Source organism: Bradyrhizobium sp. CCGB01 (assembly GCF_024199795.1).
GTDB lineage: Bacteria > Pseudomonadota > Alphaproteobacteria > Rhizobiales > Xanthobacteraceae > Bradyrhizobium.
In genome coordinates, this window is the sequence record NZ_JANADK010000001.1 from 1,370,014 (window position 1) to 1,394,897 (window position 24,884).

Here is a 24,884-nt window from a genome sequence, read left to right on the forward strand (position 1 = left end):
CCTACGATACCGCGGTCGCGGAGGGACATTCCTCACGCCGCCGCGCGGACCGCCTGCCAGAGCTCGAGCACGTCCGCACGCGCGATGCCGCGTGTGATGAACACGATGCGTGAGCGGCGATCGCTGTCGGGCCAGGCAGCCAGCGCCACCGGCGGATGGAAGACGTGGTGAACGCCGTGGATCACGATCGGCGTCGGCTCGCCATGGAGATTGAGAATTCCCTTCACGCGCAGCAAGTCCTCACCGCGCGCGTTGCGCAGATACGCAAGCCAGTGCGTCACGGCCATCCAGTCGAGCGGCTCGTCGAACGCCAGCACGAAGCTGGCGATCGACGCATCGTGATCATGATGGCCATGGTCATGGTGCGCGTGATGATCGTGATGCGAATGACCGGCGTGCGCATGTGATTCCGCGAAGGCCCGCTCGTTGAGCCAGCGCTCAACGTCTATCCTTTTCAATTCGGGATCGATCAGGCCGGCGCCGAATAGCTGCGCAGGATCGATCTCGCCGTGACTGACGCTTTCGATTCTGGCGCCGGGATTGAGCCGCCGCAGGCGCAGCTCCAGCGCCGCGATGCTCTCGACCAGATCGCTCTTGGTGATCAACAGCCGGTCGGCCAACGCCACCTGCTTCACCGCCTCATATTGCCGATCGAGCTGATGCGGCGCGTTGACCGCATCGACCGTGGTCACGACCGTGTCGAGCCGCAGGAAGTGCGAGACGAGTGGGTTGTTGAGCAGCAGCTGCACGATCGGCGCGGGGTCGGCGAGACCGGTGGTCTCGACCAGGATACGGCGGAACGGCGGAATCTCGCCGCGGTCCCGCTTCACCAGGAGATCTCGCAGCGTCTGCTCCAGATCGCTGCGGATGGTGCAGCAGATGCAACCGCTTGCGAGCACGGCGACCTCGCCGTCGACGCGCTCGACCAGAAGATGATCGAGACTGACCTCGCCATACTCGTTGATGATGACGGCGCTGTCCTTCATGCCGTCGTGGCGCAGCAGGCGATTGAGCAATGTCGTCTTGCCGCTGCCGAGAAAGCCGGTGATCAGCGAGACCGGAAGTCGCTGCGCGGATTTGTCACTTTCGAAAAGGCTCATGGGAAGCTCTCGCGCCATCAGTCTTAATTTTGTCGCTGGACAACAGCGTAGCGGAGGAGGAGGGTACCCGAAACAATTTTAGAGTCAGATCTTGTTCTGACCACAACCAGGGAGGGTGCAATGTCTAATGAGATCAACGACGTAGATCAAGATGCCAGCGGCGCCACGACCGACCGCCGGACCTTGCTCCGCACCGCGGGCATCGCCGGCGTCGCTGGCGCGGCGCTCGCCGGCTCGATGCACGGCAAGTTCTCGCTCGCGCCGATCAGCCAGGCCCAGGCGCAGACTGCCACCTCCATGCCCAAGAACGTCGACAAGCCATGGTGGCCCTCGAAATGGGGCAAGGATGACGAGTCCGGCGCATCCAACCACATGACCCCGGCGAAGGTCCTCGACGCGGCGAAATGGATCAAGGACGGCAAGATCTACAAGATCGGTCGCGTCTACGAGGCCGCGATGCCGCTGTTCGGCGCGCGTGTGTTCGCGCTGCGCATTCCCGGCAGCCCGACCGGCGGCCCGTTCGGCGACAACAAGCTCGTGTATCACGACGAGTTTCTTGCGACCGAGATCGGCCAGACCGGCACGCAGTTCGACGGTCTTGGTCACATCGGCATCCAGATGGGCAAGGAGGGCGACAAGAGCGAGATGCGATTCTACAACGGCTTCACAGCGGCCGAGATCAGCGACGCCTACGGCCTGAAGAAGCTCGGCATCGAGAAGCTCAAGCCGATCTTCACCCGCGCGCATCTGATCGACATGGTCGCCCTCAAGGGCGGCATGATGGATGCGGGGCAGGAGATCTCCTCAGCCGACATCAAGGCGGGGCTGGCGAAGCAGAACATCCCCGAGAGCGACATCAAGCCCGGCGACGCGATCATGTTCCACACCGGCTGGGGCTCGCTCTGGATGAAGAACAATGATCGCTTCAACAGCGGAGAGCCGGGCATCGGCCTCGACGCTGCCAAATGGATCGTCGAGAAGGATCTCGCGCTCACGGGGGCCGACACCTGGGCCGTCGAGGTGGTGCCCAATCCCGACAAGACGCTCGCCTTCGTGGTCCACGCCGAGCTGCAAACCAAGAACGGCATCCACAACCACGAGAACCTGATCTTCGACGAGCTGATCGCCGACAAGAAATACCAGTTCGTCTATAGTTTCACCCCGGCCCCGATCAAGGGCGCTACGGGAAGCAACGGCTGCCCGATCGCGATTACGTGAGGGGATGCGTCGGCGCGGGTGGGAGAAGCCCGCGCCGAAGTTTTGGTTGGGCTGAATTCTTCGAGCGGCATTCACCGTGCACCCTCGCCCCTTGTGGGAGAGGGTGGCTCGCCGCGAAGCGGCGAGCCGGGTGAGGGGTCTCTCTCCACGAGTTCGCATCGTGCAAATGGAAAGAGACCCCTCATCCGGCGCTTCGCGCCACCTTCTCCCACAAGGGGAGAAGGGGCACCTGTTTTGTTGCAATAGTTACTCCGCCGTCTGCTCGCGCAGCTCAGCCACATCCTTCGCCGTCAGCTTCGAGCCCTTGGTGCCGAACCGTGCTGTGACGTAGTTCGCCACCGCTGCGATCTCGTCGTCGGTGTAGGCGCTTCCGAACGCGGGCATTGACAGCGCGCCGTCGGGCGTGTGGCGCTTGGTGCCTGACAGCACGATCTGCGCGACGTTGGTGGCGGCGGGATCGTTGACGGCCCAGGTACCGGTCAGCGTCGCCATCGGCGAGACCGGGCTCTCGCCGCTCCAGCCGTGGCAACTGGCGCAGGCGCTGGCGAACACCTTCTTGCCGCGCGCATCCGCCGTGATGCCCTCCTTGTGGGAGGCGGGCGCGACGGGCGCCGTGGTGGCCGGCAGATCGGGCGAGGGCATCGGCGGCACGCTGCGCAAGTAAGCGACGATGGCGCGGATGTCTTCGGGCGCGAACTTGCTGAAGCTGTGGTCGACCGCTTCACCCATCGGACCCGAGGCCGAACCGTGGCCCGGCGCGTGGCCGAGCGACAGATACGAGATCAGGTCCTGATCGCTCCAATTGCCGAGACCGGTGGCCTTGTCGGAGGAGATGTTGAAGGCGCGCCAGCCGGCCGTGATCGCGCCAGCGAATTTCTTGCGGTTATCAAGCGCGAAGCCGGGATTGCGCGGCGTGTGGCACTCGCCGCAATGCGCCAGCGCTTCGGCGAGATACGCGCCACGATTCCACTCCGGGCTCTTCGAGGTGTCAGGCGTAAAGCGCGTGTCCGGATTGAACACGGCCGACCAGACAATCATCGCCCAGCGCTGGTCGAACGGGAACGACAGCGTGTTGTCGGGCGCCTTCGCGCGCACCGCGGGAAGGCTGAACAGATAGGCCTTCACCGCCAGCACGTCCTCGTCGGTCATGTAGGTGTAGGACGTGTACGGCATCGCCGGATAAAGCCGCGCGCCGTCATGACGCTTGCCGCGCTGGACGGCGTTGAGAAAATCCTGGTCGCTGTAATTGCCGATGCCGGTGTCCTTGTCCGGCGTGATGTTGGTCGAATAGAGCGTGCCAAACGGCAGCTTGAAGCCAAGCCCGCCGGAGTACTCCTTCTCGCCGGGCTTGGTGTGGCAGACCATGCAGTCGGCCGCCTTGGCGAGATATTCGCCGCGCTCGACCATGCCAGCCTTCTCCAGCCTGGCCGGCACGCCGGTCGGCTTGCCCGCGCGGTAGTCCGCCAGCGCCACCTTGGTGCCGCCCGCGAAGTCGAGCGGGCCGGGACCGCGGATGATCCAGACGCCGAGCCCCGCCACCACGATGGCGATCACGACCAGGCTTGTGAGGATTCGCATCTTGCCGCTCATGCCTTCTTCCCCGCAGCCAGCAGTTTCCGATCGATCGGCAGGCGCCGCAGCGCCACGCCGGTTGCGGCGTAAATCGCGTTGCGCAGCGCCGGTGGTCCGGCATTGACGCCGGCCTCACCGATGCCGCCGGGTGCTTCGCCGCTCTTGACCACGATGACCTCGACCTTCGGCGTCTCGTTGATGCGCATCATGCGGTAGTCGTGGAAGTTCGATTGTTGCACGCGGCCCTTGTCGATGGTGATCTCGCCATAGAGCGCGGCGGTGAGGCCGAAGATGAGGCCGCCCTCGATCTGCGCCTTCACCGTGTCCGGATTGACCGCGATGCCGGTGTCCACCACCGAGGTGATGCGGCGGAGCGTGATCTCGCCGAAATCGTCGATCTCGGCTTCAACCACGGTCGCGATGAAGCTCGCGAAAGACGGCTGCACACAGATGCCGCGGCCGGCGCGCGGCGGCAGCGGCTGACCCCAGCCGGACTTCTCGGCGACCTGGTTGAGCACCGCGAGCATGCGCGGGTTCTTGGTCAGCATGGAACGGCGGAATTCGATCGGGTCCTTGCCGGCCTTGCGCGCCAGCTCGTCCATCGCGCATTCGACCGCGAACACGTTGTTGTTCGGCCCGACGCCGCGCCAGAAGCCGGTCGGTATCGACAGCGGTTCGGCCCGGACATATTCGACGTGGAAGTTGGCGAAGTCGTAGGGCGCATCGACGGCGGCGTCGACCGCGTCGATGTCGATGCCTTTCTGGAACGCCGGCGGCAACCACCGCGCCAGCACGGCGGAGCCGGCCACCTTGTACTTCCAGCCGGCAACCTTGCCGTCGACCAGCGATGCCGTGATCTGGTCGCGATAGACCGGACGATAGACGTCGTGCTGGATGTCCTCCTCGCGGGTCCACACCACCTTGACGGGATAGTCGACCTGCTTGGCGATCTTCACCGCCGCGATCACCATGTCCGGCTCGAGCTTGCGGCCAAACCCGCCGCCGAGCAGGTGATTGTTGACGATCACCTTGTCGACCGGAAGGCCCGCGGCCTTCGCCGCTTCCGACTGCACGCGCGTCATGATCTGCGTGCCGGTCCAGATTTCGCAGGAGTCTGGCTTGACGTGCACGGTGGCGTTGATCGGCTCCATCGACGCATGCGCCAGGAACGGCAGCTCGTAGGCCGCCTCGAACTTGTCGCCGCTGGCGAGCGCCTTGGCGATATCGCCGTCGGATTTCGCGACCGCGCCGTCCTTCTCGCTGGCCTTGCGCAGATCGTCCCAGACGTCCCTGGTGGTGATTTTGGCGTTCGGTCCCTCGTTCCACTCGATCTTGAGCGCTTCGAGACCCTTCTTCGCCGCCCACATGTGATCGCCGATCACGGCGACCATGTCGTCGAGCACGACGACCTTGCGCACGCCGGGGAGCTTCACCGCGGCGCTGTCGTCGACCTTGCCGACCTTGCCGCCGAACACGGGGCAGGCGGCGACGGTGGCGAACTTCATACCGGGCAGAATCGCGTCGATTCCATAAACGGCCTTGCCGTTGACCTTGTCGGGCGTGTCGAGCCGCTTCAGGGGCTGGCCGATGATGACGAAGTCCTTGGGGTCCTTGACCGCGGCATCCTTCGGCGGCGTCTGGCCCTGGGCTGCGAGCGCCAGCGCGCCATAGCCGAGCTTGCGGCCGCTCGCGGCATGCGCGACCTCGCCCTTCGCGGCCGTGCAGCTTGCCGGCTCGACACCCCATTGGCTGGCCGCCGCCTGCACCAGCATCGCGCGCGCGGTGGCGCCGGCCTTGCGCAGCGGCAACCACCAGGCGCGGATCGAATTGGAATTGCCGGTGACTTGCAGACCGAAGGTCGGATTGCCGTAGAGCTTGTCGTTCGGCGGCGCGTGCTGGACCTCGACCTTGCTCCAGTCGGCATCTAACTCCTCGGCGAGCACGGCGGAGATCGATGTGTAGGTGCCCTGGCCCATCTCGACCTGCGGCATCATCAGGATCGTGCGCCCGGTCTCGTCGATGCGGATGAAGGCGTTGGGCGCGAACTTGCCGTCGGTCGAATCGGCAGGCTGCACCGGCTCGTTGACCGCGGCGCGCAGCGGCAGATGGAAGGCGAGCAGGAAGCCGGTGGCGAGGCCGCCGGTCAGCAGCGAGCGGCGGGAGACGGCGGGAAGAGTCTTGCCTGCGATCATGGCGGACCTCACGACTGACGGCCGTTGGCGGCCTGCTTGATGGCCTCGCGGATACGCACATAGGTGCCGCAGCGGCAGATGTTGCCGGCCATCGCAGCGTCGATGTCGGCATCGTCAGGATGCGACGTTGCGGCCAGCAGCGCGGCGGCCGCCATGATCTGGCCGGACTGGCAGTAGCCGCACTGGATCACTTCGAGATCGAGCCAGGCCTTCTGCACCTTCGCGCCCGACGGCGTATTGCCGACGGCCTCGATGGTGGTGATGGCGCGGTTCTCGACGGCGCTGACCGGCAGCACACAGGAGCGCACCGCCTTGCCGTCGACGTGCACGGTGCAGGCGCCGCATTGCGCGATGCCGCAGCCGAATTTCGTGCCCGTCATTCCCAGGATGTCGCGCAGCACCCACAGCAGCGGCATCTCGGGTGGCGCGTCGAAGGATTTCGTTTCGCCGTTGATGGTGAGAACAGTTGCCATATGCATCCCCTTGCTCGACGATCGCTTGCGGCGATCAAGTCGGCGAATTTGCGCGCGACCATAATCATAACGATGCGAAACGATGAAGCATCGAAATTTCCGGCAATGCATATTTGCGCGAGAGGCGCGTGACGCCATGACGTTCACGAATTTGTGCGGCGATCGCTGCAAGCGTTTTGGGCTAATTGATATGATAAGCGTCATGTTTTGACGCATTTTCGTCGCGAGCGCCGTCGATCGGCGCGCATGACCGTGCGAACGCGCAAAATCGTGCGAAGACGAAACTCGTGCGATTGCGAAAGTCAGGCGGCGGCGAGCAAGGTGCACGAGAGGTGCACGGCCCATTGCTGTGCCCTCTCCCCTTGAGGGAGAGGGCAGCGACGCCGGTAGACACGAACGCGTTCGGGTGAGGGGTATCTCTCCGCAAGTCCGGAATTGTAGGGTGGGCAAAGGCGCTCTTGCGCCGTGCCCACGCTCTTCGAGACCGCAACGGAGGCGCGTGGGCACGCTTCGCTTTGCCTACCCTAAGATACCGTCTCCGTGCATGATCCCTTTTCATTCCGAAACAGCTTTGTCTGCCGATAGAGACCCCTCATCCGGCGCTTCGCGCCACCTTCTCCCACAAGGGGAGAAGGGAAGAGGAGTGTATGGAGATTTCGGAATAATAGCATTATGCGCCTGTTTTGCCCGACGGGTCAAACCGCGTCGTGGCCTCTCGGCGTAAGCCGTTGATTCTCCACGCCCCGGCTACTGTGCATGGGGTTGTTTTCCAGGTTTTTTGATTCAGCGACCCAGGAGCACGGTCGTGCCGGTCGTCAGCTCTGCCGGAAACCCATCCGGAAGGCGCCCCAGTGCCTGCCGCGGATCACGATCGGCGAGGACAGGTCCTTCATCAGCACGAACTGCCCGCCGCCCATGTCGCGGCGATAGGTCTGGAGCAGGAACGGCTTGGTGTTGGCCGCGACCTTCTTCACCGCGCGGTCGCTGAACAGGCGGCGGTTGCGGCAATTGGCGTTATTCCAGACGGGGTCCTTGCCCTGCGGCAGGCGGTAGTTCGGGTTGTGGGTCGGCAGATAGCCGCCCTTGGCCCAGGCGACGCAGAACACGATGCGGGAATCGGACTTCTGGACCGGGTCCTGGATGGCGGGCAGCACGCGGTCGGTGAATTCGACGTAGTTGGTCTTGTACTGCTTGGGATCGGTGCCGAGGATTTCCCGGTAGTTCTCGTCCATGAGCTGGTCGAGCGTGATCTCGCCGCGGTCGATGGCGGCCTCGAACTCGTCCGAGATCCGCTTTGCGGTCTCGACGACGGCGCGGATCAGCGGCGCATCCGATGTCTCCACGCCGCTGTCGGCGATCATTGCGATCAGCGCTTCGGAGGTGTCGAGCAGTTTTGTCACGCGCTGATCGGCATTCCTGAGATCGTGCGAGGACAGGTCGACGCCCTTGGCGAGCTCGTTGAGCTCGCTGATGACCGTGTCGCAATGGCCGAGATTGGAGGTCGCGGCGCGCGTGACGCTGTCGATCTCGGCTTCCACGGAGGCGAAGCCCTGCTGCACCCGCGAGATGATGCCGGAGATCTGCTGGGCGCCTTCGCCGGCCGTCTTGGCACGCTGCGAGGCGTCGCTGCTCTCGCCGATCAGGCCTTCGATCTGGCCGTCGAGATCGCGCACGGTGTCGGAAATCTGATGCGTGGCCTGGCGGGTGGCCTCCGCGAGGTTCTTGACCTCGCTTGCGACCACCGCGAAGCCGCGGCCGGCATTGCCCGCGCGCGCGGCTTCGATGGTGGCGTTGAGCGCGAGCAAATTGGTCTGCTTCGCGATCGCCTCGATCGAGCCGGACACTTTTGCCACCTGGGCCAGCGCCGAGCCGACGGCGCTCAGGCGCCCCTCGATCCGCTCCACGGCTGCGACGAGCTCGGAGATGTGGCTGACCGCGGCATCGACCGCGCCGCGCGACTGTGCGATCTCGCCGACCGCCGCTGAAGCGGTCGATTGCACCGCCTGTGACGCATTGGCGATGTCGTGATTGGCCGAGACCATCGTCTCGGCCGTCTTCTGGAGGTGATGGAACCGTTCGGACTGGTTGACGACGCGGTTTGCGACTTCCTGGACGTTGCCGGCGATGTCGGCAAGCTCGACCCCGAGACCGCCGATGCGGTCGGCGAGCTGGTCGATCAGCCGTTCGGCAAGCGTCCGGTTGGATCCGGTGTCCATGACTGCGAGCTGGGCAAGGGACATGTACGGGCTTCCTCCAAGCGGAGCCGTTGATCGGCTCACCGCGGCATTCCCATTCCAGTTTTATTCAAGAAGGTGATTCGCGCGTCGGCGTCTTGCCTGAGCGTGCACTACAGCTTGTAGGCCGTGCGAAATCCACCCCAGTGCCGCCCCTGCACGCGGATCGGAACGTCGATCTCGCGCATCATCACGGTGTTGCCGTTGCCCATGTCCCGCGCATAGCTCTGGACCAGGTACGAGCGCAGGTTGCGCGCGGCCGCCAACCCCGCCGGATCGTTGAAGATGCGCCGGTTGCGGCAGTTGGCGGTGTTCCATGCGGAATCGCCCGGCCGCTGCGGATGCGAATAGATCTTGTTGTGCACCGGCAGGAAGCCATTGCGGTCGACCATGGCGCAGAATGCCATGCGCGGTTCCTTGGCGAGAAAGGCCTCCTGGAACGGCGGCAGCGCGCGGTCGGCCCAGTCCAGATATTTCGTGCGGTATTGTTGCGGATTGGTGCCGGCGATCTCCGCATAGTCGGTGTCGAAGAGGTCGTCGATCCTGACCTCGCCGCGCGTAACCGCCTGCTCGAAGATCCGGGTCAGCGCGGTGCCCGCTTCCATGGCGCGGGTGACGAACTCGGTGTTCTCCTCGTGGATCGACCAGAGCCTGTCTTCGATCTTCTCGGCCAGAGCGGCATTGGGGCTGACGAATTGTGCGCGGGCGCCGGCCTTGGTTTGCTCGATCACGCGCAGGCGGCAGGCGCCGACGTCTTCGAGCGTGCCGTCGATGACAGCCTGCGTGGCCAGCTTCGCCGCATCCGCGCCGCCGATCAGCACGCCGTCCATCGAGATTTCATAGACCGGCAGCACGCCACGCGCGGTTTCGAGCTTGAGATGGCAGGGCAGTCGCTCGGTCTTGCGGCGGTCGTCGTGCTCGCTCTGGCGGAGCAGCACCGCGCAGCGCGATTTCAGCTTCTGCGCGAAGGTCGTGACCGCCTTGCCGGCGCTGGCGACGTTCTCGCCGTGGGTCTCGGCGGCCTTCGTCGCGGCATCGATCTCGGCCGCGCTCTCGCTGACCGAGATGATGAATTCCGACGCGCTTGTCGCGTTGCCGGACACCTCGTTCGTGGTCGCGTTCTGCTCGGCGACCGCGCCGTTGACGGTGTCGAACACCGGGCGGATCGCCTCGATCGCCTGCGAGATGCGGTGGACGGCATCGGCCGAGCCGGCGGCGTCGCGCTGGAGCGCGTCGATCTTCCGTGTGATCTCTTCGGTGGCGCCTTGCGTCTGCACCGCGAGCGCCTTCACTTCGGTGGCGACGACAGCAAAGCCCTTGCCGGCCGCACCCGCACGTGCGGCCTCGATGGTCGAGTTGAGTGCGAGCAGCGTCGTCTGCCGCGCGATCTGGGCGATCAGATTGACCACATTGCCGATGGCGGCGGAGGACTCGCGCAGGCGGTCGACATTGGCGCGGGCTTCCTGCGCCGCGGCGCTGGCTTCGTCGGCAAGCTTGCCGGCCTCGCGCACCTGCGCGCCGATGCCTTGTGCGGACTGGGTGAACTTGTCGGCGGCATGGGCAAAGGTGGAGGCGGTCGATTGCGCTGCATTGGTGCGGCCCGTGAGGGCGTCGGTGCGCTCACGAATATCCGCGAGCGTTGCCGCGGTCGCCTCCGCGCCGCCGGCCACCGAATTGGCGGCCCGCTCGAGCTGGCGGATCATGGCGCCGAGCTCGAGTTCCAGCAGTTCCAGGATTTCCCTGGCGGAATCGCCCTCGGCGGCCGGGGCAGGCCCGGGATCGGCCGGCGACTGCGCGGCCAGTGGGGTTGCCACGGGCGCAGGCAAGTCCGGCAGACGCTTCCGAAATAATGCGAACGCCATCAGGTCACTCTTGTCGGGGGACGGGCGGACGCTATTTTCGCAAGCCGGAATGAAATCAGGGTTAACAGTGCCTGACTTCCGGGCACCTGGACTACGGTATTACCTTAAAGTCGTAGAGCCCCTTTCATTCCGGTGGGTGGGCGGCCTATAACGCCGCGCTTCCCATCCTCATTGGCGGACGATTCCAAGAGACCCCGAGAGACCACGCATGGCCGGACATTCCCAATTCAAGAACATCATGCACCGCAAGGGGCGGCAGGATGCGCAGAAGTCGAAGTTGTTCGGCAAGCTGGCGCGGGAAATCACCGTCGCGGCCAAGCTGGGGACGCCCGATCCCAACATGAACCCGCGCCTGCGCGCGGCCATCATCGCGGCGCGCCAGGAGAACATGCCGAAGGACAATATCGAGCGCGCGGTCAAGAAGGCGCTCGGCAATGAGGGCGAGAACTATGACGAGATCCGCTACGAGGGTTACGGCCCTGGCGGCGTCGCCGTCATCGTCGAGGCGCTGACCGACAACCGCAACCGCGCCGCCTCCGACATCCGCTCCTTCTTCACCAAGTCGGGCGGCAATCTCGGCGAAACCGGCTCGGTGTCCTTCATGTTCGACCGCACCGGCATCATCGAATACGACCGCAGCGTCGCCTCCGACGACGCCGTGCTCGATGCTGCGATCGAGGCCGGCGCCGACGACGTGATTTCGAGCGAAGGCGGCCACGAGATCTACGCCTCGACCGAAGGTTATCGCGACGTCGCCAAGGCGCTGGAGGCCAAGTTCGGCGAGCCGCGCAAGGCCGCTCTGATCTGGAAGCCGCAGAACACGGTCGCGGTCGACGATGAGACCGGCGAGAAGCTTTTGAAGCTGATGGATCTGCTCAACGAGCACGACGACGTCCAGCAGGTCTACGCCAATTTCGAGGTGTCGGACGCGCTGGTCGCGAAGATGGGCGGGTAGGGCAGCGCGTGTCCCGGACGCGCTGCAGCGTGAAACGCTGCTGCGCAGAGCCGGGACCCATGGTGCGTCGTGTGCCATCGGCGATGTGGGCCCCGGTTCTGCAACGCACCGCTTCGCGCTGCGCCGCGCCCGGGGCACGGGGCCCCCCACTTCCCCTGTTACTTCCGTTCTGTTTCTGTTTCGCTCCTGGCAGCCAGCCGCTATCACTGGCCCATGACTGCGCTCCCGATTCGTGGCCCCGTTCGCATCATCGGCATCGACCCCGGCCTGCGCCGCACCGGCTGGGGCGTGATCGAGGCTGAGGGCAATCGTTTGATCTACGTCGCCTGCGGGTCGGTGGAACCGCCGGACGATCTGCCGCTGGCGAGCCGCCTGCTCGGCATCCACGAAGGGCTCGCAGCCGTTCTCTCCAGTCACAAGCCGGTGGAAGCTGCGGTCGAGCAGACTTTTGTGAACAAGGACGGCGTTGCGACGCTGAAGCTCGGCCAGGCTCGCGGCGTCGCCATGCTGGCGCCCGCGATGTTCGGCATCAGTGTTGCCGAATATGCGCCGAACCAGGTCAAGAAGACGGTGGTCGGCGCCGGCCACGCCGACAAGCACCAGATCGCGATGATGCTGAAGATATTGCTCCCCAAGGCCGAGCCGCCGTCAGCCGACGCTGCCGACGCGCTCGCCATCGCCATCACCCACGCTCATCACCGCCAGAGCACCGCGCTCAGGCTGAAGGTGGCGGGGTTATGATCGGCAAGCTCAAGGGCCTGATCGATTCCTACGGCGAGGATTTCGTGATCCTCGATGTCGGCGGCGTCGGCTATCAGGTGCATTGCTCGACGCGCACGCTCCAGCATCTGCCCTCGCCCGGCGAAGCGGCCGTGCTGTCGATCGAGACCTATGTCCGCGAGGACGCGATAAAACTGTTCGGCTTCCGCACCGACCAGGAGCGCGAATGGTTTCGGCTGCTCCAGACCGTGCAGGGCGTCGGCGCCAAGGTCGCGCTCGCCGTGCTCGGCACGCTCGCGCCGGCTGATCTCGCCAACGCGATTGCATTGCGCGACAAGGCCGCGGTGGCGCGCACGCCCGGCGTCGGCCCCAAGGTTGCCGAGCGTATCGTCACCGAGTTGAAGGACAAGGCGCCGGCTTTCGCCAATGTCGATCCCGCCGTCGTACATCTCGCCGGCGCCGTCGACGACCAGCGCGCGCCGCGCCCGGTGGCGGATGCGATCTCCGCGCTGGTCAATCTCGGCTACGGCCAGCCGCAGGCCGCCGCGGCCATCGCATCGGCCTCGCGCAGCGCCGGTGAAGGCGCCGAGACGGCGCAGCTCATCCGCCTCGGCCTGAAGGAGCTCGCGAAGTGAGCGACCCCAAGGCCAATCGCATGGTCTCGCCCGAGCGCCGCAGCGACGATGTCGGCGACACCGCGCTGCGACCGCAATCGTTGTCGGACTTCGTCGGCCAGCAGCAGGCCCGCAAGAATCTCTCGATCTTCATCGAGGCGGCGCGCAAGCGCGGCGAGGCGCTGGATCACGTGCTGTTCGTCGGTCCCCCCGGCCTCGGCAAGACCACGCTGGCGCAGATCGTGGCCAAGGAGCTCGGCGTCGGCTTTCGCGCCACATCAGGCCCGGTGATCGCCAAGGCCGGCGATCTCGCCGCGCTGCTCACCAATCTCGAAGAGCGCGACGTGCTCTTCATCGACGAGATCCATCGCCTCAGTCCGGCGGTGGAAGAGGTGCTCTATCCCGCGATGGAGGATTTTCAGCTCGACCTGATCATCGGCGAAGGTCCGGCGGCGCGCTCGGTGAAGATCGAGCTGTCGAAATTCACCCTGGTCGGCGCCACCACGCGCGCGGGCCTGCTCACCAATCCCTTGCGCGACCGTTTCGGCATTCCCGTCCGGCTCAATTTCTACACCATCGAAGAGCTGGAGAGCATCGTCACCCGCGGTGCGCGCGTGCTCAATGTCGGCATGAGCACTGATGGCGCCAACGAGATCGCGCGCCGCGCCCGCGGCACGCCCCGCATTGCCGGCCGCCTGCTCAGGCGCGTGCGCGATTTCGCCTCCGCCGCCGATGCCGCCTCGATCGACCGCAAGATTGCCGACCACGCACTGAGCGCGCTCGAGGTCGACGCTGCCGGCCTCGACGCCATGGATCGCCGCTATCTCACGACCATCGCGATGAACTACGGCGGCGGTCCGGTCGGTGTCGAGACGATGGCCGCCGCTTTGTCCGAGCCGCGCGATGCGATCGAGGACATCATCGAGCCCTATCTGATCCAGTGCGGCTATCTCCAGCGCACCCCGCGCGGCCGCCTGCTCACCTCGCACGCCTTCCGCCATCTCGGCATTGCCGAGCCCTCGCGCGATGCGGCGACACAGTTCGGCCTGTTCGGCTCGGACGAGTCCGAGGACGACTGACAGCAGCAGTCGGTGAACCCACGCGTTTCACTCCGTCACTAATGCGAACGCGCGGCGATCGGATCGCCGCTCGCGCACAATGACCGGAGCGAAACGACATTGGAGTGGGAAGACATGGGGCGGGAAGACACGGGGCAGACGGACATCGGGCAGACGGACGCGACATTGCTCGCGACCATCGCGGCAGAGCCGCAGCTGCGTACGCCCGACGAGACCGAGGCGTTCCTGGATCCGATGCCGCTCGGCGAACTGGCATCGATGTGGTGTGCGCTTCAGCGGGTCAGCCGCCGCGACCAGGTCGGCAGCATCTGGGCCATCAAACTCTATTTCGATCACCTGCCGCATCGTAGGCCGCAGGCAGCGCTCGATCTCGTGCTGGAAGTGCTCAGGACCGAGGCCGACAAGCCGACGGTGATGCAGCTCAACGACAAGTTCCTGCTGGCGCTGTTCTACGCGCACGGCACGGAGATGATGGCGCGTGTCGAGCAGGAGGCCGGACACAATGATCGGCTGCGCTGGCTGCTTGGCGGTGTGCATGTCGGGCCAGACGATCCCCTGATGTCGCGCATAGCGGGACTGGCCGACAGCGAGGCGTGGCATGCCGACCATCTGGCGCAGCGAACGCCTCGCGAGCCGATCGATTGCGCCAGCATGTCGGTTGCCGAGCTCGCCCGCGCCTGGGTCGAGCAATATTCCAGGTCCGAACGCGACCAGGACGACAACCTGTTCGCGATCATGGATTTCGAGCGCGACCTGCGCGAGGACGATCCCGACAGGATGATCGACCTGATCCTTCAGATCCTGAAGATCGAGTCCAATCCGGTGCTGCTGTCGCTGCTGGCCGCAGGTCCCCTCGAAGACGTGATCAGCGTCGGGACGATCGACCGCATCGAGCGCGAGGCGCGCGCCGACGCCCGCTTTCGCGACCTGCTTGGCGGCGTCTGGTACCATCGCGCGCCCGACGAATTGAAGGCGCGACTGAACGCACTGGTCGGCGAGAGCCGGTGGTAACCTTTATGCAGAATTCTGCACGCGAATGCAGACCGTCTGCACGAGCGGACCCCAATTCTGCTTCAATCGAACCGCATCAACGGGCCGCATCACGATCGAGCTTCCATGATCACGCGTCGTCATCTCATCCGCTCCATCGGCGCCCTGTCCGCGCTCGGCATCTCGAGCGCGGCCTATGGCGTCGGCGTCGAGCCGCTGCGGCTCCGCGTCACCCGCTATCATCCGACCCCGCGGCAATGGCCGGCGGATTTTCCGCTGAAGATCGCCGTCGTTACTGACATCCATGCCTGCGATCCCTGGATGTCGCTGGAGCGGATCGAGTCCATCGTCGACCGCACCAATGCGCTGAAAGCTGACATCACCGTGCTGCTCGGCGACTATGTCGCGGGTCTTCACCGGGTCTCGCGCATCATTCCGTCGAGCGAATGGGCGAGGGTGCTGGCCGGCCTCAAGGCGCCGCTGGGCGTCCATGCGGTCATGGGCAATCACGATTATTGGGACGACAGGACCGTGCAGCAGGCCGGCCACGGGCCGACCGTTGCCCATCGCGCACTGGAGGCGGCCGGCATCCCTGTCTACGAGAACGACGCCGTGCGGTTAACCAAGGACGGCCGTTCCTTCTGGCTTGCCGGCCTCGGCGATCAGCTCGCCTATTTTCCGGCGAAACGCTTTGGCCGCGTGCAACGGTTCGGCGCCGACGATCTTGCGGGCACGCTGGCAAAGGTCACCGACGACGCGCCGGTGATCCTGCTCGCGCACGAGCCCGATGTCGCGCTGCGCGTGCCCGCGCGCGTCGCGCTGCAACTGTCCGGCCACACCCATGGCGGCCAGATCCGCTTGCTTGGCTGGTCGCCGGCGGTTTCGCCGAAGCACGGCATCCGGCTCGCCTACGGTCATTTCCGGCTGAAATGCGACCTCATCGTTTCGGGCGGCCTCGGTTGCAGCATCATGCCCGTCCGCTTCGGCGTGCCGCCGGAGATCGTCGAGGTGACGCTGGGGCGGGGACCATTGGTGGTGTAGCCACGCTTGCACGACCGGCCGTTTTTGCGCAAAACGGGCTGGTTACCGACAAGCGAAGAGGCTCGCGACGTGACAGCTCATCTCGACGGCGAGATCCGCGACGGCCGCCACCACATGCAGGTCCGTGTCTATTACGAGGACACGGACTTTTCCGGCATCGTCTATCACGCCAATTATCTGCGCTTCATGGAGCGCGGACGGACCAACCATCTGCGGCTGATGGGCGCCGAGCAGCAGGCGCTGTTCGAACAGGCCGAGGCGGAAGACGCCAGCTTCGCCTTCGTGGTGCGCTCGATGCATCTGGATTTTTTGAAACCCGCGCGGATGGACGACGTGCTCGACGTCGTGACCTGGCCGGTCGCGGTGAAGGGCGCCTCCATCATGCTGGCCCAGGAAGTGCGCCGCGGCGCGGATGTGCTGGTGAAAGCCGAGGTGCGTGTCGCCTTCATCAGCGGCGGCCGCGCCCAGCCGATCCCGAAATCCATCCGCACATTGATGAAGGCCGATTTGATTTCGTGATCGCCCGATAAGTGATCACCCGATTTGCGATGGCCACTCGACTCCATCGCATGCAGCGATAGATTGCGGCCCTAATCAACCGATGAGGCCATCATGTCGCGCCCGCCGCTTCCGCCTTTCACCCGAGAGACCGCCGCGCAGAAAGCGCGCATGGCCGAGGACGCCTGGAACTCGCGCGATCCGGTGCGCGTGTCGCTCGCCTATACCGAGGACAGCCGCTGGCGCAATCGCTCCGAGGTGTTTCAGGGCCGCGAGGCCATCGTCGCGTTCCTCACCCGCAAATGGGAGAAGGAGCACGACTACCGCCTGATCAAGGATCTCTGGGCCTTCGACGAGAACCGCATCGCGGTGCGCTTCCAGTACGAATGGCACGATGCGGGCGGCCAGTGGTATCGCTCCTACGGCAACGAGCAGTGGGAGTTCGACGAACACGGCCTGATGCGGCGCCGCGAGGCGTCGATCAACGACATCGCGATTGCGGAGAAGGACCGCCGGTTTCACTGGGCTGCGCCGGGCCCGCGGCCGGCGGATGTGCCGGGGCTGGGAACGGAGCCGTTCTAACTCTCAACCCTCATGGTGAGGAGCCGCGAAGCGGCGTCTCGAACCATGCAGGCCGGGCTGCTGCAGCTCGGCCTCTATCCTTCGAGACGCGCGCGAGAGCGCGCTCCTCAGGATGAGGGGATGGACTTGCTCGTCAGAAACCTCGTAATCGCTCCACCGAGCTTCGCGTTGTCCATCAGCTCGGCCAGCGACGCCCTCGCCATCGCAACGACATCATCCGGCGCTTTGCCGTCGCGCAGCTCGCAGCACACTTGCGCGAACTCCACGTCGAACTCTGGATGCGGCTGCACGGTCAGCGTCGCGCCGTTGGCGTAGAGCAGGCCGGCGTGCGGGGTGAACTCGGACGAGAGGATCGTCAGCGCATCGATTGGCGGCTCGATGACCTGGTCCTGATGCGAGGCAGCAATGGCGACCGCTTCGCCCTCCACCACGCCGTTCTCCGGCAGCACCTGATAGACGTGCCGGCCGATGCCCCAGCCCTTCTCCGACTGGCGCACGGTGCCGCCGAGCGCCTGCGCGATCAACTGATGGCCGAAGCAGATTCCGACCATCGGCGTCTTGTTGGCGTAAGCCGTGCGCACGAAATCCTCCAGCGGTGCGATCCAGTCGAGCCCGTCATAGACGCCGGCGGCAGCACCGGTGATCAGCACGGCTTCGAGCTTGCCTGGATCGGGCAGTGCGTCACCATCCGGAATGCTGACGACGTCCACCGTAGCGGTGGGATCCTCGGCGCGGACCATGCGCTCGAACATGTCCGGAAACGAGCCATGCCGTTCGCGATATTTTTGCGGGACCTGGCCGGTCTCGATGATGGTGATGCGTGCCATGTGCTCCCCAAGGTAAAATGGTTGCGTAGCCTAGTCGCTTTCTGCCCCATGTTGCTGGTGTGGCGCTGTACCCCCCAGCAGGGTGCTCTCCTTGCGGACCTCGTTGAGAAACGCCTTGGCGAGGCGCGACAGCGGCTCGGCTTCCGACCATAGCATATAGGCGACCGCATGCGTCGTCGGCGTGAACGGCCGGACGACGAGGCCGCTGCCGCCGTTCTGCCGCGGCGAGAAGGGATCGACGACGGCGGCGCCGACGCCGGCAGCCGCGAGCACGCAGGCCGTGTTGCAGTAGCGCACCTCGACGGTAGGCCGGAACGGCGCGCCGGCGCGGGCAAAGCTGTCGCGCACGGCCTCGCCGAGGCGCGTGCCGCGTTCGAGGCCGATGAAGGGCAGGCCCGACAGATCCGCAGCCGAGATCACCGGCCTGTCCGCGAGCGGGTGCTGCGGCGGCAGCACGCACACCATCTCGCCGGTATGCACCACCTCATGCGCGATGCCGGGATGGTGCGTCAGCCCGAGCGCGAAGCCGAGCTCGGCGACGCGGCTGAGCACGCCCTCGATGATGCCCTCGTAGCGCCTCACGTCGAAGAACACGCGCGTCTCCGGGCGGCGACGCAGGAAGGCAGATAGCGCGGAAGGAATGATGCTGTAGGCGAGCGGCGGCGTTGCCACGATCGCGAGATGCCCGGAGCGGTTCTCGCGCAGGTCGCGCACGCGGTTCTCCAGCTTGGCGTGCAGCGCGAAGATCGCCTCGCTCTCCTTGTAGAGCGCCATCGCCTCCGCGGTCGGGAACAGCCGGTTGTTGACGCGCTCGAACAGCGCGAAACCCGCCTGCGCCTCCATGGTCTTCAGCGCGTTGCTGACCGCGGGCTGCGACAGTGCCAATTCGTCCGCCGCCGCCACCGTGGTGCGGTGGCGGATGACGGCACGCAGGATCTCGAGCTGACGCAGGTTCATATCACTGCCGATTATACTCCGGGCCAAAACATCATAGCAGAACGAATTGATTTTACAGCCCGGCTTCCGCGTAATGGCGACGGATTTGCACGTCGCATCAAAGGGTTCATTCGCCCATTGAGGCAGCACTGCGCACAGATTGGAGGCAATCTTGGTTCGTGTCCTTCGCGCCGCCGCCGCACAGATGGGGCCGACGCAAAAAGCCGATACGCGCGAGCATACGCTGAAGCGGATGCTCGACATGCTGGAGGAGGCCGCCGGCCGCGGCGCCAGCCTCGTGGTGTTCCCCGAGCTCGCTTTCACCACCTTCTTCCCGCGCTGGCTGCTCGAAGGCGAAGCGCTCGACCATTATTTCGAGCGCGGCATGCCGAACCCGGCCGTGGCAAAGCTGTTCGACCGCGCGCGTGCGCTGCGCGTCGGCTTCTATGTCGGTTATGCCGAGCAGACAGCTGACGGACGGCGCTACAATTGCGCCATCCTGGTCGACCGCGACGGCGAGATTCTCGGCCGCTATCGCAAGGTGCATCTGCCGGGCTCGGTCGAGCCGCGCGAGGGCGCACGCTACCAGCAGCTCGAGAAACGCTATTTCGAATATGGCGATCTCGGCTTCCCTGCCTTCCGCGCCGGCTCGGCCTGGGCCCATGCGATCATGGGCATGATGATCTGCAACGATCGCCGCTGGCCGGAATCCTGGCGCGTGCTCGGCCTGCAGGGCGTCGAGCTCGTCTGCATCGGCTACAATTCGGCGGCCTACGATCCCAACGGCGGCGTCACCGAAGATGCCTCCTTGCGCACGTTCCACTCCACGCTGGTGACGCAGGCCAATGCCTACATGAACGCGACTTGGGCGATCTCGGTTGCGAAGGCGGGCGAGGAGGACGGCTCCGGTCTGATCGGCGGCTCCTGCATCGTCGATCCCAATGGCCGCATCGTCGCGCAGGCCCAAACGCTCGCTGACGAGGTGATCGTCGCAGACATCGATCTCGATCTCTGCCGCCAGGGCAAGGACAAGATGTTCAATTTCGCCGCCCACCGGCGGCCGGAGCAATACAGGGTGATCACCGAACGCGCCGGCGTCATCGAGCCGGCCGTTCTCGACGCGGACTGACCAAATGGCACAGCGTTAGCAAAGGAGCTGACATGACAGGCCTCTCGCATTTCCTCGCCCTCGCAGCATTGGCTGCCGTGACGTCCGCGCAGGCGGCCGAGCTTCCGGCCGAGATCAAGCAGGCGGGAACGCTCAAGCTCACGGTCAACTCCACCTACGCGCCGATGGAATATCGCGACCCCGCCAGCAACGAGCTCGTCGGGCTCGACATTGATCTGGCGAACGAGCTCGCCAAGCGCTTGGGCGTGAAGATCGTCTGGAGCGAGACGCCGTTCGCCGAGCTGATCCCCTCGCTCCAGACCAGGCGGGCGGACTTCATCATCTCCGGCATCTCCGACCGGGCCTCGCGGCGCGAGACCGCCGATTTCGTCGACTACCTCGCGACGGGCCCGCAGTTCTTCGTGATGGCGGACAGCGCGGCCAAGGACGCGACGGATCTCTGCGGCAAGAAGGTCGGCACCACCCGCAGCACCAGCTTCCCGGTCGAGATCGAGAAGTGGAGCAAGCAGAACTGCGAGCCGGCCGGCAAGCCTGCGATCCAGTACGTGCCCGGCGAGAACTCGATCGACGTCCGCAACCAGCTCAAGCAGGGCCGCATCGACGCCGCCGTGCAGGGCAGCGAGACACTGCCTTATGCGCAGACGCAGGAGCCCGGCAAATATCGCGTCGTCGGCGAGCCCTTCGCCAGGGGCTATCAGGGCATCATGTTCCGCAAGGACGATGTCGCCTTGCGCGAGGTGGTGACCGAAAAGCTCTCGGCCATGATCGCCGACGGCTCCTACAAGTCCGTCCTCGACAAATGGGGCCTCGGCGCCAACGCGGTGGCCCAGCCCATGCTGAACGCGGCGCCGCAATGAGGCCGGCGCCGGCACTCGCGGAAGGTTTTCCCGACCTGTCGGGAATGCGGATCGCGCGCGAGCCGCACTGGTTTCGCTGGCTCAGCGCGGCCCTCATCGTCCTCGTGCTGGCGGCGATCGTGCGCGCCTTCGCCGGCGGCCAGATCGAATGGTCCTATGTCAGCCGCTTCCTGACCGCAAAGGTCATTCTCGAAGGCATCGTCAACACCATGGTGATGGCGGTGCTGGCGATGGGGCTCGGCATCTTCCTCGGCATCGTCGTCGCGGTCATGCGGCTGTCGCCCAATCCGGTGCTGAAGACGGTCGCCGCCGGCTACACCTGGCTGTTCCGCGGCACGCCGCTGATTTTGCAACTGCTGCTGTGGTTCAATCTCGCGCTGGTGTTTCCCACCATCGGCATTCCCGGCTTGTGGAGCGCCCGCGCCGTCGATGTCATGACGCCGTTCCTCGCCGCGCTGCTCGGACTCGGCATCAACCAGGGCGCCTACACCTCCGAAGTGATGCGCGCCGGCATGCTGTCGGTCGATATCGGGCAGTACGAGGCGGCGCAGGCGATCGGCATGGGACGGCTACGCGCGCTGCGCCGGATCATCCTGCCGCAAGCGATGCGTGTTGTGATCCCGCCGCTCGGCAACGAGTTCATCGGCATGGTGAAGGCGACCTCGCTCGCGAGCGTCATCCAGTATCCGGAACTGCTGCACAACGCCGAGAACATCTACTACGCCAATTCTCGCGTGATCGAGCTGCTGATCGTCGCCGGGCTCTGGTACCTGCTCGTGGTCTCGATCCTGACACCGCTCCAGATGCTGCTCGAACGCCGTTTTGCCCGCGGCACATTGCGGCTTGCGCGATGACAAAACCTCTCGTCGCGATCCGCACCGTCAGCAAGAATTTCGGAGAGTTCCAGGCTCTCAAGAACGTCTCGCTCGACGTCTGGCCCGGCGAGGTGATGTGCCTGATCGGCGCCTCCGGCTCCGGCAAGACCACGCTGCTTCGTTGCATCAACCAGCTCGCTGCGATCGATGCCGGCGGCATCTGGCTCGACGGCGAGCTGCTGGGGGTGCGCGAGCAAAGCGGGCGGCTCCATCGTCTCAGCGAGCGTGAGATCGGGCGGCAGCGGCTGAAGACCGGCATGGTGTTCCAGCGCTTCAACCTGTTTCCGCATAAGACCGCGCTCGAGAACATCACCGAGGGGCCGCTCCAGGTTCAGGGCCGCAAGTCCGACGAGGTGCGCGCTGAGGCGCTCGAATTGCTTCGGCGCGTTGGGCTCTCGGCGAAGGCTGACTGGTATCCCGCCCAACTCTCCGGCGGCCAGCAGCAGCGCGTGGCCATCGCCCGCGCGCTCGCGATGAAGCCGATGCTGATGCTGTTCGACGAGCCGACCAGCGCGCTCGATCCCGAGCTCGTCGGCGAGGTGCTTGCGGTCATGAAGGAACTGGCGAAGAGCGGCATGACCATGATGGTGGTGACGCACGAGCTCGGCTTCGCCCGAGAGGTCGCCGACCGCGTCGTCTACATGGACCAGGGCGCGATCGTCGAGCAGGGGCGCGCCTCCGAGGTGTTGGGCGCTCCGCGCGAGGAGCGCACCAAGGCATTTCTTTCGGCAGTGATCTGACAGGGGGCGTGTTGATGAAGAGATTTTCGGTTGCGGCGGCGCTGGTTGGTGCCATGACCGTTTCGGCTCTAAGTGTTCGGGCTTGGGCCATCGAGCTGCCGCCGGAGATCGTCAAGCGCGGCAGCATCAAGGTGGCGCTGGTGCCGAACTATCCGCCGATGGAGTTCCGCGATCCCGCCACCAGCACGCTCACGGGCTTCGACATCGATCTCGGCGAAGCCATTGGCCGCAAGCTCGGCGTCAAGATCGAATGGCAGGAGACCAGCTTCGACCAGTTCATGCCGTCGATCTCGACCGGCCGTGTCGATGCGATCCTGTCCGGCTTCACCGACTATGCCAGCCGCCACGAGACCGCGACCTTCGTCGACTATTTGCGCAGCGGCCCGAATTTCTTCGTGCAGCAGTCGCGCGCGGCGGAGTTCAAGGACACAGCCGCGTTTTGCGGCAAGAAGGTCGGCGCCAGCCGCCGCACCATGTTCCCGGCCATGATCAATGCCTGGAGCGAGAAGAGTTGCGGCAGCAATCCTGTCGTCTTCGTCGGCACCGACGGCTCGGCCGATGCCCGAACCCAGCTCAAGCAGGGCCGCATCGATGCCGCTGTGCAGGGCAACGAGACGCTGCCCTACATCATGGACCTCGAGCCCGGGGCCTATACGCCGGTCGGCTCGCCCATCGCACAACAATTCACCGGCATCGCGCTGCCGGTCAAGGAAAAGGCGCTTCAGCAGGCCATGCTGGAGGCGGTCGACGCGCTGATCGCCGACGGCACCTATCGCACCCTGCTTGCCAAGTGGAAACTGACCGACAACGCACTCGAAAAGGCGACCATCAATGCTGGACAGTAAGGCACTCCTCAGCATCCCGCTCATCCCAGCCAACACCGCGGATCCCGCGCCGGAATATCCCTGGCCGCAGCCGTACAGTTCGGCGATGTTCCTTTCCTTCGACGTCGACGCGGAAAGTGCGTGGACCAGCAAGGACGCGGTCCACGCCCAGCGGCTCATCACCATGAGCTATGGCGGCTACGAGGCGCGCGTCGGCACGCCAAAACTGCTGGAGCTGCTCGACCAGCTCGATCTCAAGGCGACGTTCTTCGTCACGGGATGGTCGGTCGATGCGCATCCGGCGATGGCGGAATCCATCCTCAAGGCCGGTCACGAGATCGGCCATCACGGCTATCACCATTTGCTGCCCGATCCCGGCGATCCTTGGATCGAGGAAGAGCTGGAGCGTGGCTTCGAGGCACTGAAGCGCCGGCTCGGCGTCAGGCCGACCGGCTATCGCGCGCCCTATGGCGAGTTCACCGAGGAGCTGCGCACGGCACTGGTGCGCCACGGCATCGTCTACACCTCCTCGTTCCGCGACGACGTGCGGCCCTATCGCCATCGTCTTGCCGACGGCAAGCCCGGCACGATCGAGCTGCCGGTTACCGCGAGCTATGACGACTGGATGCATGGTCTATCGGCGCGCTTCAGCCCGCGCTCGATCTTCCCCAAGGAGCACGTGCTCTCGATCTGGAAGGACGAGCTGGATGAGGTCCGCGACTGGGGTGCGATGGTGACGACCGTGCTGCACCCGCAATGCAGCGGCCGCCCGATGCGGCTGCGCCTGCTGCGGGAGTTTCTCACCTACGCCAAATCCTGCCCGGATGTCTGGATCACGACCGGCGAAAAGATCGCGGACAACTTCCTGCGCCACGAGGCCGGCAACCGCTAGGCAACGCCATGACCCGCATCCTCGTCATCAACCCCAACTCCTCGGCGTCGGTGACGGCGGCGATCGACGACGCAGTCGCACCGCTGCGCATCGCCGGCGGGCCCGAGATCGAAGTGGTTGGCCTTGCCGAGGGCCCGCCCGGCATCAGCTCGCAGCGCGACGCCGACAGCGTCGTGATGCCGCTGGTCAATCGCGTGTCGCGCGACGATGCGGATGCTTTCGTGCTGGCCTGCTTCAGCGATCCCGGCCTGCATGCGGTGCGCGAAGCGGCCGGCGGGCGCCCCGTGCTGGGCATCGCCGAATGCGGCATCTTTCGTGCGCTGATGCTCGGCGAACGCTTCGGCGTCATCGCGCTGTCGCCGTCGAGCATCCGTCGCCAGCAACGGATGGCGCGGGTGATGGGCGTCGACGGCCGCTATGCCGGAAGCTGGTCGGTCGGCGCGAGCGCAGCGGAAACTGCAGGCGCGGACATCCGCGGGCGGCTGATCGAAGCCGGCCGTGCGCTGGTCACGCAATGCCGCGCCGATGTCGTGGTGATGGGCTGCGCCGGCATGGCCTCGCACCGCGCGGCGATCGCGGAGGCGATCGGCGTGCCCGTCATCGAGCCGGCGCAGCAGGCCGTCGCGGCCGCGATCGGCGCAGTCTTGTTGAACACTTAAGATCCTTCAGGAGCC

Annotated in this window: 24 protein-coding genes; 16 read left to right on the plus strand and 8 right to left on the minus strand. The window is 65.5% G+C overall.

Translation table 11 applies throughout. The annotated features are described in order from the left end of the window. Positions 1–32 precede the first annotated feature (32 nt). Positions 33–1,100: a GTP-binding protein gene (locus tag NLM25_RS06180; RefSeq protein WP_254136413.1), complete on the minus strand. Its 1,068-nt coding sequence runs from the start codon at positions 1,098–1,100 to the stop codon at positions 33–35. 120 nt (positions 1,101–1,220) lie between these two features. Between NLM25_RS06180 and NLM25_RS06185 the strand changes: the two genes are divergently transcribed. Further along, complete coding sequence (locus NLM25_RS06185) at positions 1,221–2,318, plus strand: cyclase family protein (RefSeq protein WP_254136414.1); 1,098 nt, start codon at positions 1,221–1,223, stop codon at positions 2,316–2,318. A 246-nt stretch (positions 2,319–2,564) separates the two neighbouring features. Here NLM25_RS06185 and NLM25_RS06190 read toward each other — a convergent pair whose 3' ends face one another. The 5 genes from NLM25_RS06190 to NLM25_RS06210 form a co-directional block, all read right to left on the minus strand. After that, positions 2,565–3,908 (minus strand): c-type cytochrome, encoded by a 1,344-nt coding sequence (locus NLM25_RS06190; protein ID WP_254136415.1) that lies wholly within the window; start codon positions 3,906–3,908, stop codon positions 2,565–2,567. Further along, positions 3,905–6,082, minus strand: coding sequence for a xanthine dehydrogenase family protein molybdopterin-binding subunit (locus NLM25_RS06195; protein ID WP_254136416.1), 2,178 nt, complete (start codon positions 6,080–6,082; stop codon positions 3,905–3,907). The genes NLM25_RS06190 and NLM25_RS06195 overlap by 4 nt, the downstream gene beginning before the upstream one ends. A gap of 8 nt (positions 6,083–6,090) precedes the next feature. Further along, positions 6,091–6,555, minus strand: a complete 465-nt coding sequence (locus NLM25_RS06200) for a (2Fe-2S)-binding protein (protein ID WP_254116084.1) — start codon at positions 6,553–6,555, stop codon at positions 6,091–6,093. An 815-nt stretch (positions 6,556–7,370) separates the two neighbouring features. Continuing rightward, the gene (locus tag NLM25_RS06205; protein WP_254136417.1) at positions 7,371–8,795 is read right to left on the minus strand and encodes a methyl-accepting chemotaxis protein; all 1,425 of its coding nucleotides are present in this window, start codon (positions 8,793–8,795) and stop codon (positions 7,371–7,373) included. Positions 8,796–8,902: 107 nt separating this feature from the next. After that, positions 8,903–10,651, minus strand: coding sequence for a methyl-accepting chemotaxis protein (locus NLM25_RS06210; protein ID WP_254136418.1), 1,749 nt, complete (start codon positions 10,649–10,651; stop codon positions 8,903–8,905). Positions 10,652–10,859: 208 nt separating this feature from the next. Here NLM25_RS06210 and NLM25_RS06215 point away from each other — a divergent pair, with 208 nt between their 5' ends. The 8 genes from NLM25_RS06215 (at position 10,860) to NLM25_RS06250 (ending at position 17,130) form a co-directional block, all read left to right on the plus strand. After that, positions 10,860–11,606: a YebC/PmpR family DNA-binding transcriptional regulator gene (locus NLM25_RS06215; protein WP_254136419.1), complete on the plus strand. Its 747-nt coding sequence runs from the start codon at positions 10,860–10,862 to the stop codon at positions 11,604–11,606. Positions 11,607–11,819: 213 nt separating this feature from the next. Then, positions 11,820–12,347 (plus strand): crossover junction endodeoxyribonuclease RuvC, encoded by a 528-nt coding sequence (gene ruvC / locus NLM25_RS06220; protein ID WP_254136420.1) that lies wholly within the window; start codon positions 11,820–11,822, stop codon positions 12,345–12,347. Beyond that, a complete protein-coding gene (gene ruvA / locus NLM25_RS06225; RefSeq protein WP_254136421.1) occupies positions 12,344–12,961 on the plus strand; it encodes a Holliday junction branch migration protein RuvA in 618 nt (205 codons plus the stop codon). Before ruvC ends, ruvA begins: the two co-directional genes overlap by 4 nt. A 20-nt stretch (positions 12,962–12,981) precedes the next feature. Beyond that, positions 12,982–14,019 (plus strand): Holliday junction branch migration DNA helicase RuvB, encoded by a 1,038-nt coding sequence (gene ruvB, locus NLM25_RS06230; protein ID WP_254141119.1) that lies wholly within the window; start codon positions 12,982–12,984, stop codon positions 14,017–14,019. Positions 14,020–14,133: 114 nt separating this feature from the next. Further along, positions 14,134–15,030 (plus strand): DUF6869 domain-containing protein, encoded by an 897-nt coding sequence (locus tag NLM25_RS06235; RefSeq protein WP_254136422.1) that lies wholly within the window; start codon positions 14,134–14,136, stop codon positions 15,028–15,030. Positions 15,031–15,135: 105 nt separating this feature from the next. Then, positions 15,136–16,050 (plus strand): metallophosphoesterase, encoded by a 915-nt coding sequence (locus NLM25_RS06240; RefSeq protein WP_254136423.1) that lies wholly within the window; start codon positions 15,136–15,138, stop codon positions 16,048–16,050. A gap of 114 nt (positions 16,051–16,164) precedes the next feature. Continuing rightward, the gene (gene ybgC, locus NLM25_RS06245; RefSeq protein ID WP_254141120.1) at positions 16,165–16,569 is read left to right on the plus strand and encodes a tol-pal system-associated acyl-CoA thioesterase; all 405 of its coding nucleotides are present in this window, start codon (positions 16,165–16,167) and stop codon (positions 16,567–16,569) included. A 93-nt stretch (positions 16,570–16,662) separates the two neighbouring features. Then, positions 16,663–17,130: a nuclear transport factor 2 family protein gene (locus NLM25_RS06250; RefSeq protein WP_254116093.1), complete on the plus strand. Its 468-nt coding sequence runs from the start codon at positions 16,663–16,665 to the stop codon at positions 17,128–17,130. 107 nt (positions 17,131–17,237) lie between these two features. Here NLM25_RS06250 and NLM25_RS06255 read toward each other — a convergent pair whose 3' ends face one another. Then, on the minus strand, positions 17,238–17,957 hold the full coding sequence (locus tag NLM25_RS06255; protein ID WP_254136424.1) for a type 1 glutamine amidotransferase: 720 nt from the start codon (positions 17,955–17,957) through the stop codon (positions 17,238–17,240). 30 nt (positions 17,958–17,987) lie between these two features. Next, positions 17,988–18,914 (minus strand): LysR family transcriptional regulator, encoded by a 927-nt coding sequence (locus tag NLM25_RS06260; protein WP_254136425.1) that lies wholly within the window; start codon positions 18,912–18,914, stop codon positions 17,988–17,990. Positions 18,915–19,065: 151 nt separating this feature from the next. On the opposite strand from NLM25_RS06260, the gene NLM25_RS06265 reads away from it, so the two are divergent. The 7 genes from NLM25_RS06265 to NLM25_RS06295 are packed head-to-tail and all read left to right on the plus strand — an operon-like array spanning position 19,066 to position 24,869. Further along, positions 19,066–20,022, plus strand: coding sequence for an N-carbamoyl-D-amino-acid hydrolase (locus tag NLM25_RS06265; protein ID WP_256570667.1), 957 nt, complete (start codon positions 19,066–19,068; stop codon positions 20,020–20,022). Positions 20,023–20,054: 32 nt separating this feature from the next. Beyond that, on the plus strand, positions 20,055–20,879 hold the full coding sequence (locus tag NLM25_RS06270; RefSeq protein WP_254136426.1) for an ABC transporter substrate-binding protein: 825 nt from the start codon (positions 20,055–20,057) through the stop codon (positions 20,877–20,879). Continuing rightward, on the plus strand, positions 20,876–21,733 hold the full coding sequence (locus tag NLM25_RS06275) for an amino acid ABC transporter permease (RefSeq protein WP_254116097.1): 858 nt from the start codon (positions 20,876–20,878) through the stop codon (positions 21,731–21,733). The genes NLM25_RS06270 and NLM25_RS06275 overlap by 4 nt, the downstream gene beginning before the upstream one ends. Further along, positions 21,730–22,494, plus strand: coding sequence for an amino acid ABC transporter ATP-binding protein (locus NLM25_RS06280; protein WP_254116098.1), 765 nt, complete (start codon positions 21,730–21,732; stop codon positions 22,492–22,494). Before NLM25_RS06275 ends, NLM25_RS06280 begins: the two co-directional genes overlap by 4 nt. A gap of 14 nt (positions 22,495–22,508) precedes the next feature. Further along, entirely contained in the window at positions 22,509–23,339 is an 831-nt protein-coding gene (locus NLM25_RS06285; protein ID WP_254136427.1) for an ABC transporter substrate-binding protein, read from the plus strand. After that, entirely contained in the window at positions 23,326–24,210 is an 885-nt protein-coding gene (locus tag NLM25_RS06290; protein ID WP_254136428.1) for a polysaccharide deacetylase, read from the plus strand. Before NLM25_RS06285 ends, NLM25_RS06290 begins: the two co-directional genes overlap by 14 nt. Positions 24,211–24,218: 8 nt before the next feature. Then, the gene (locus NLM25_RS06295) at positions 24,219–24,869 is read left to right on the plus strand and encodes an aspartate/glutamate racemase family protein (protein WP_254136429.1); all 651 of its coding nucleotides are present in this window, start codon (positions 24,219–24,221) and stop codon (positions 24,867–24,869) included. Positions 24,870–24,884 lie beyond the last annotated feature (15 nt).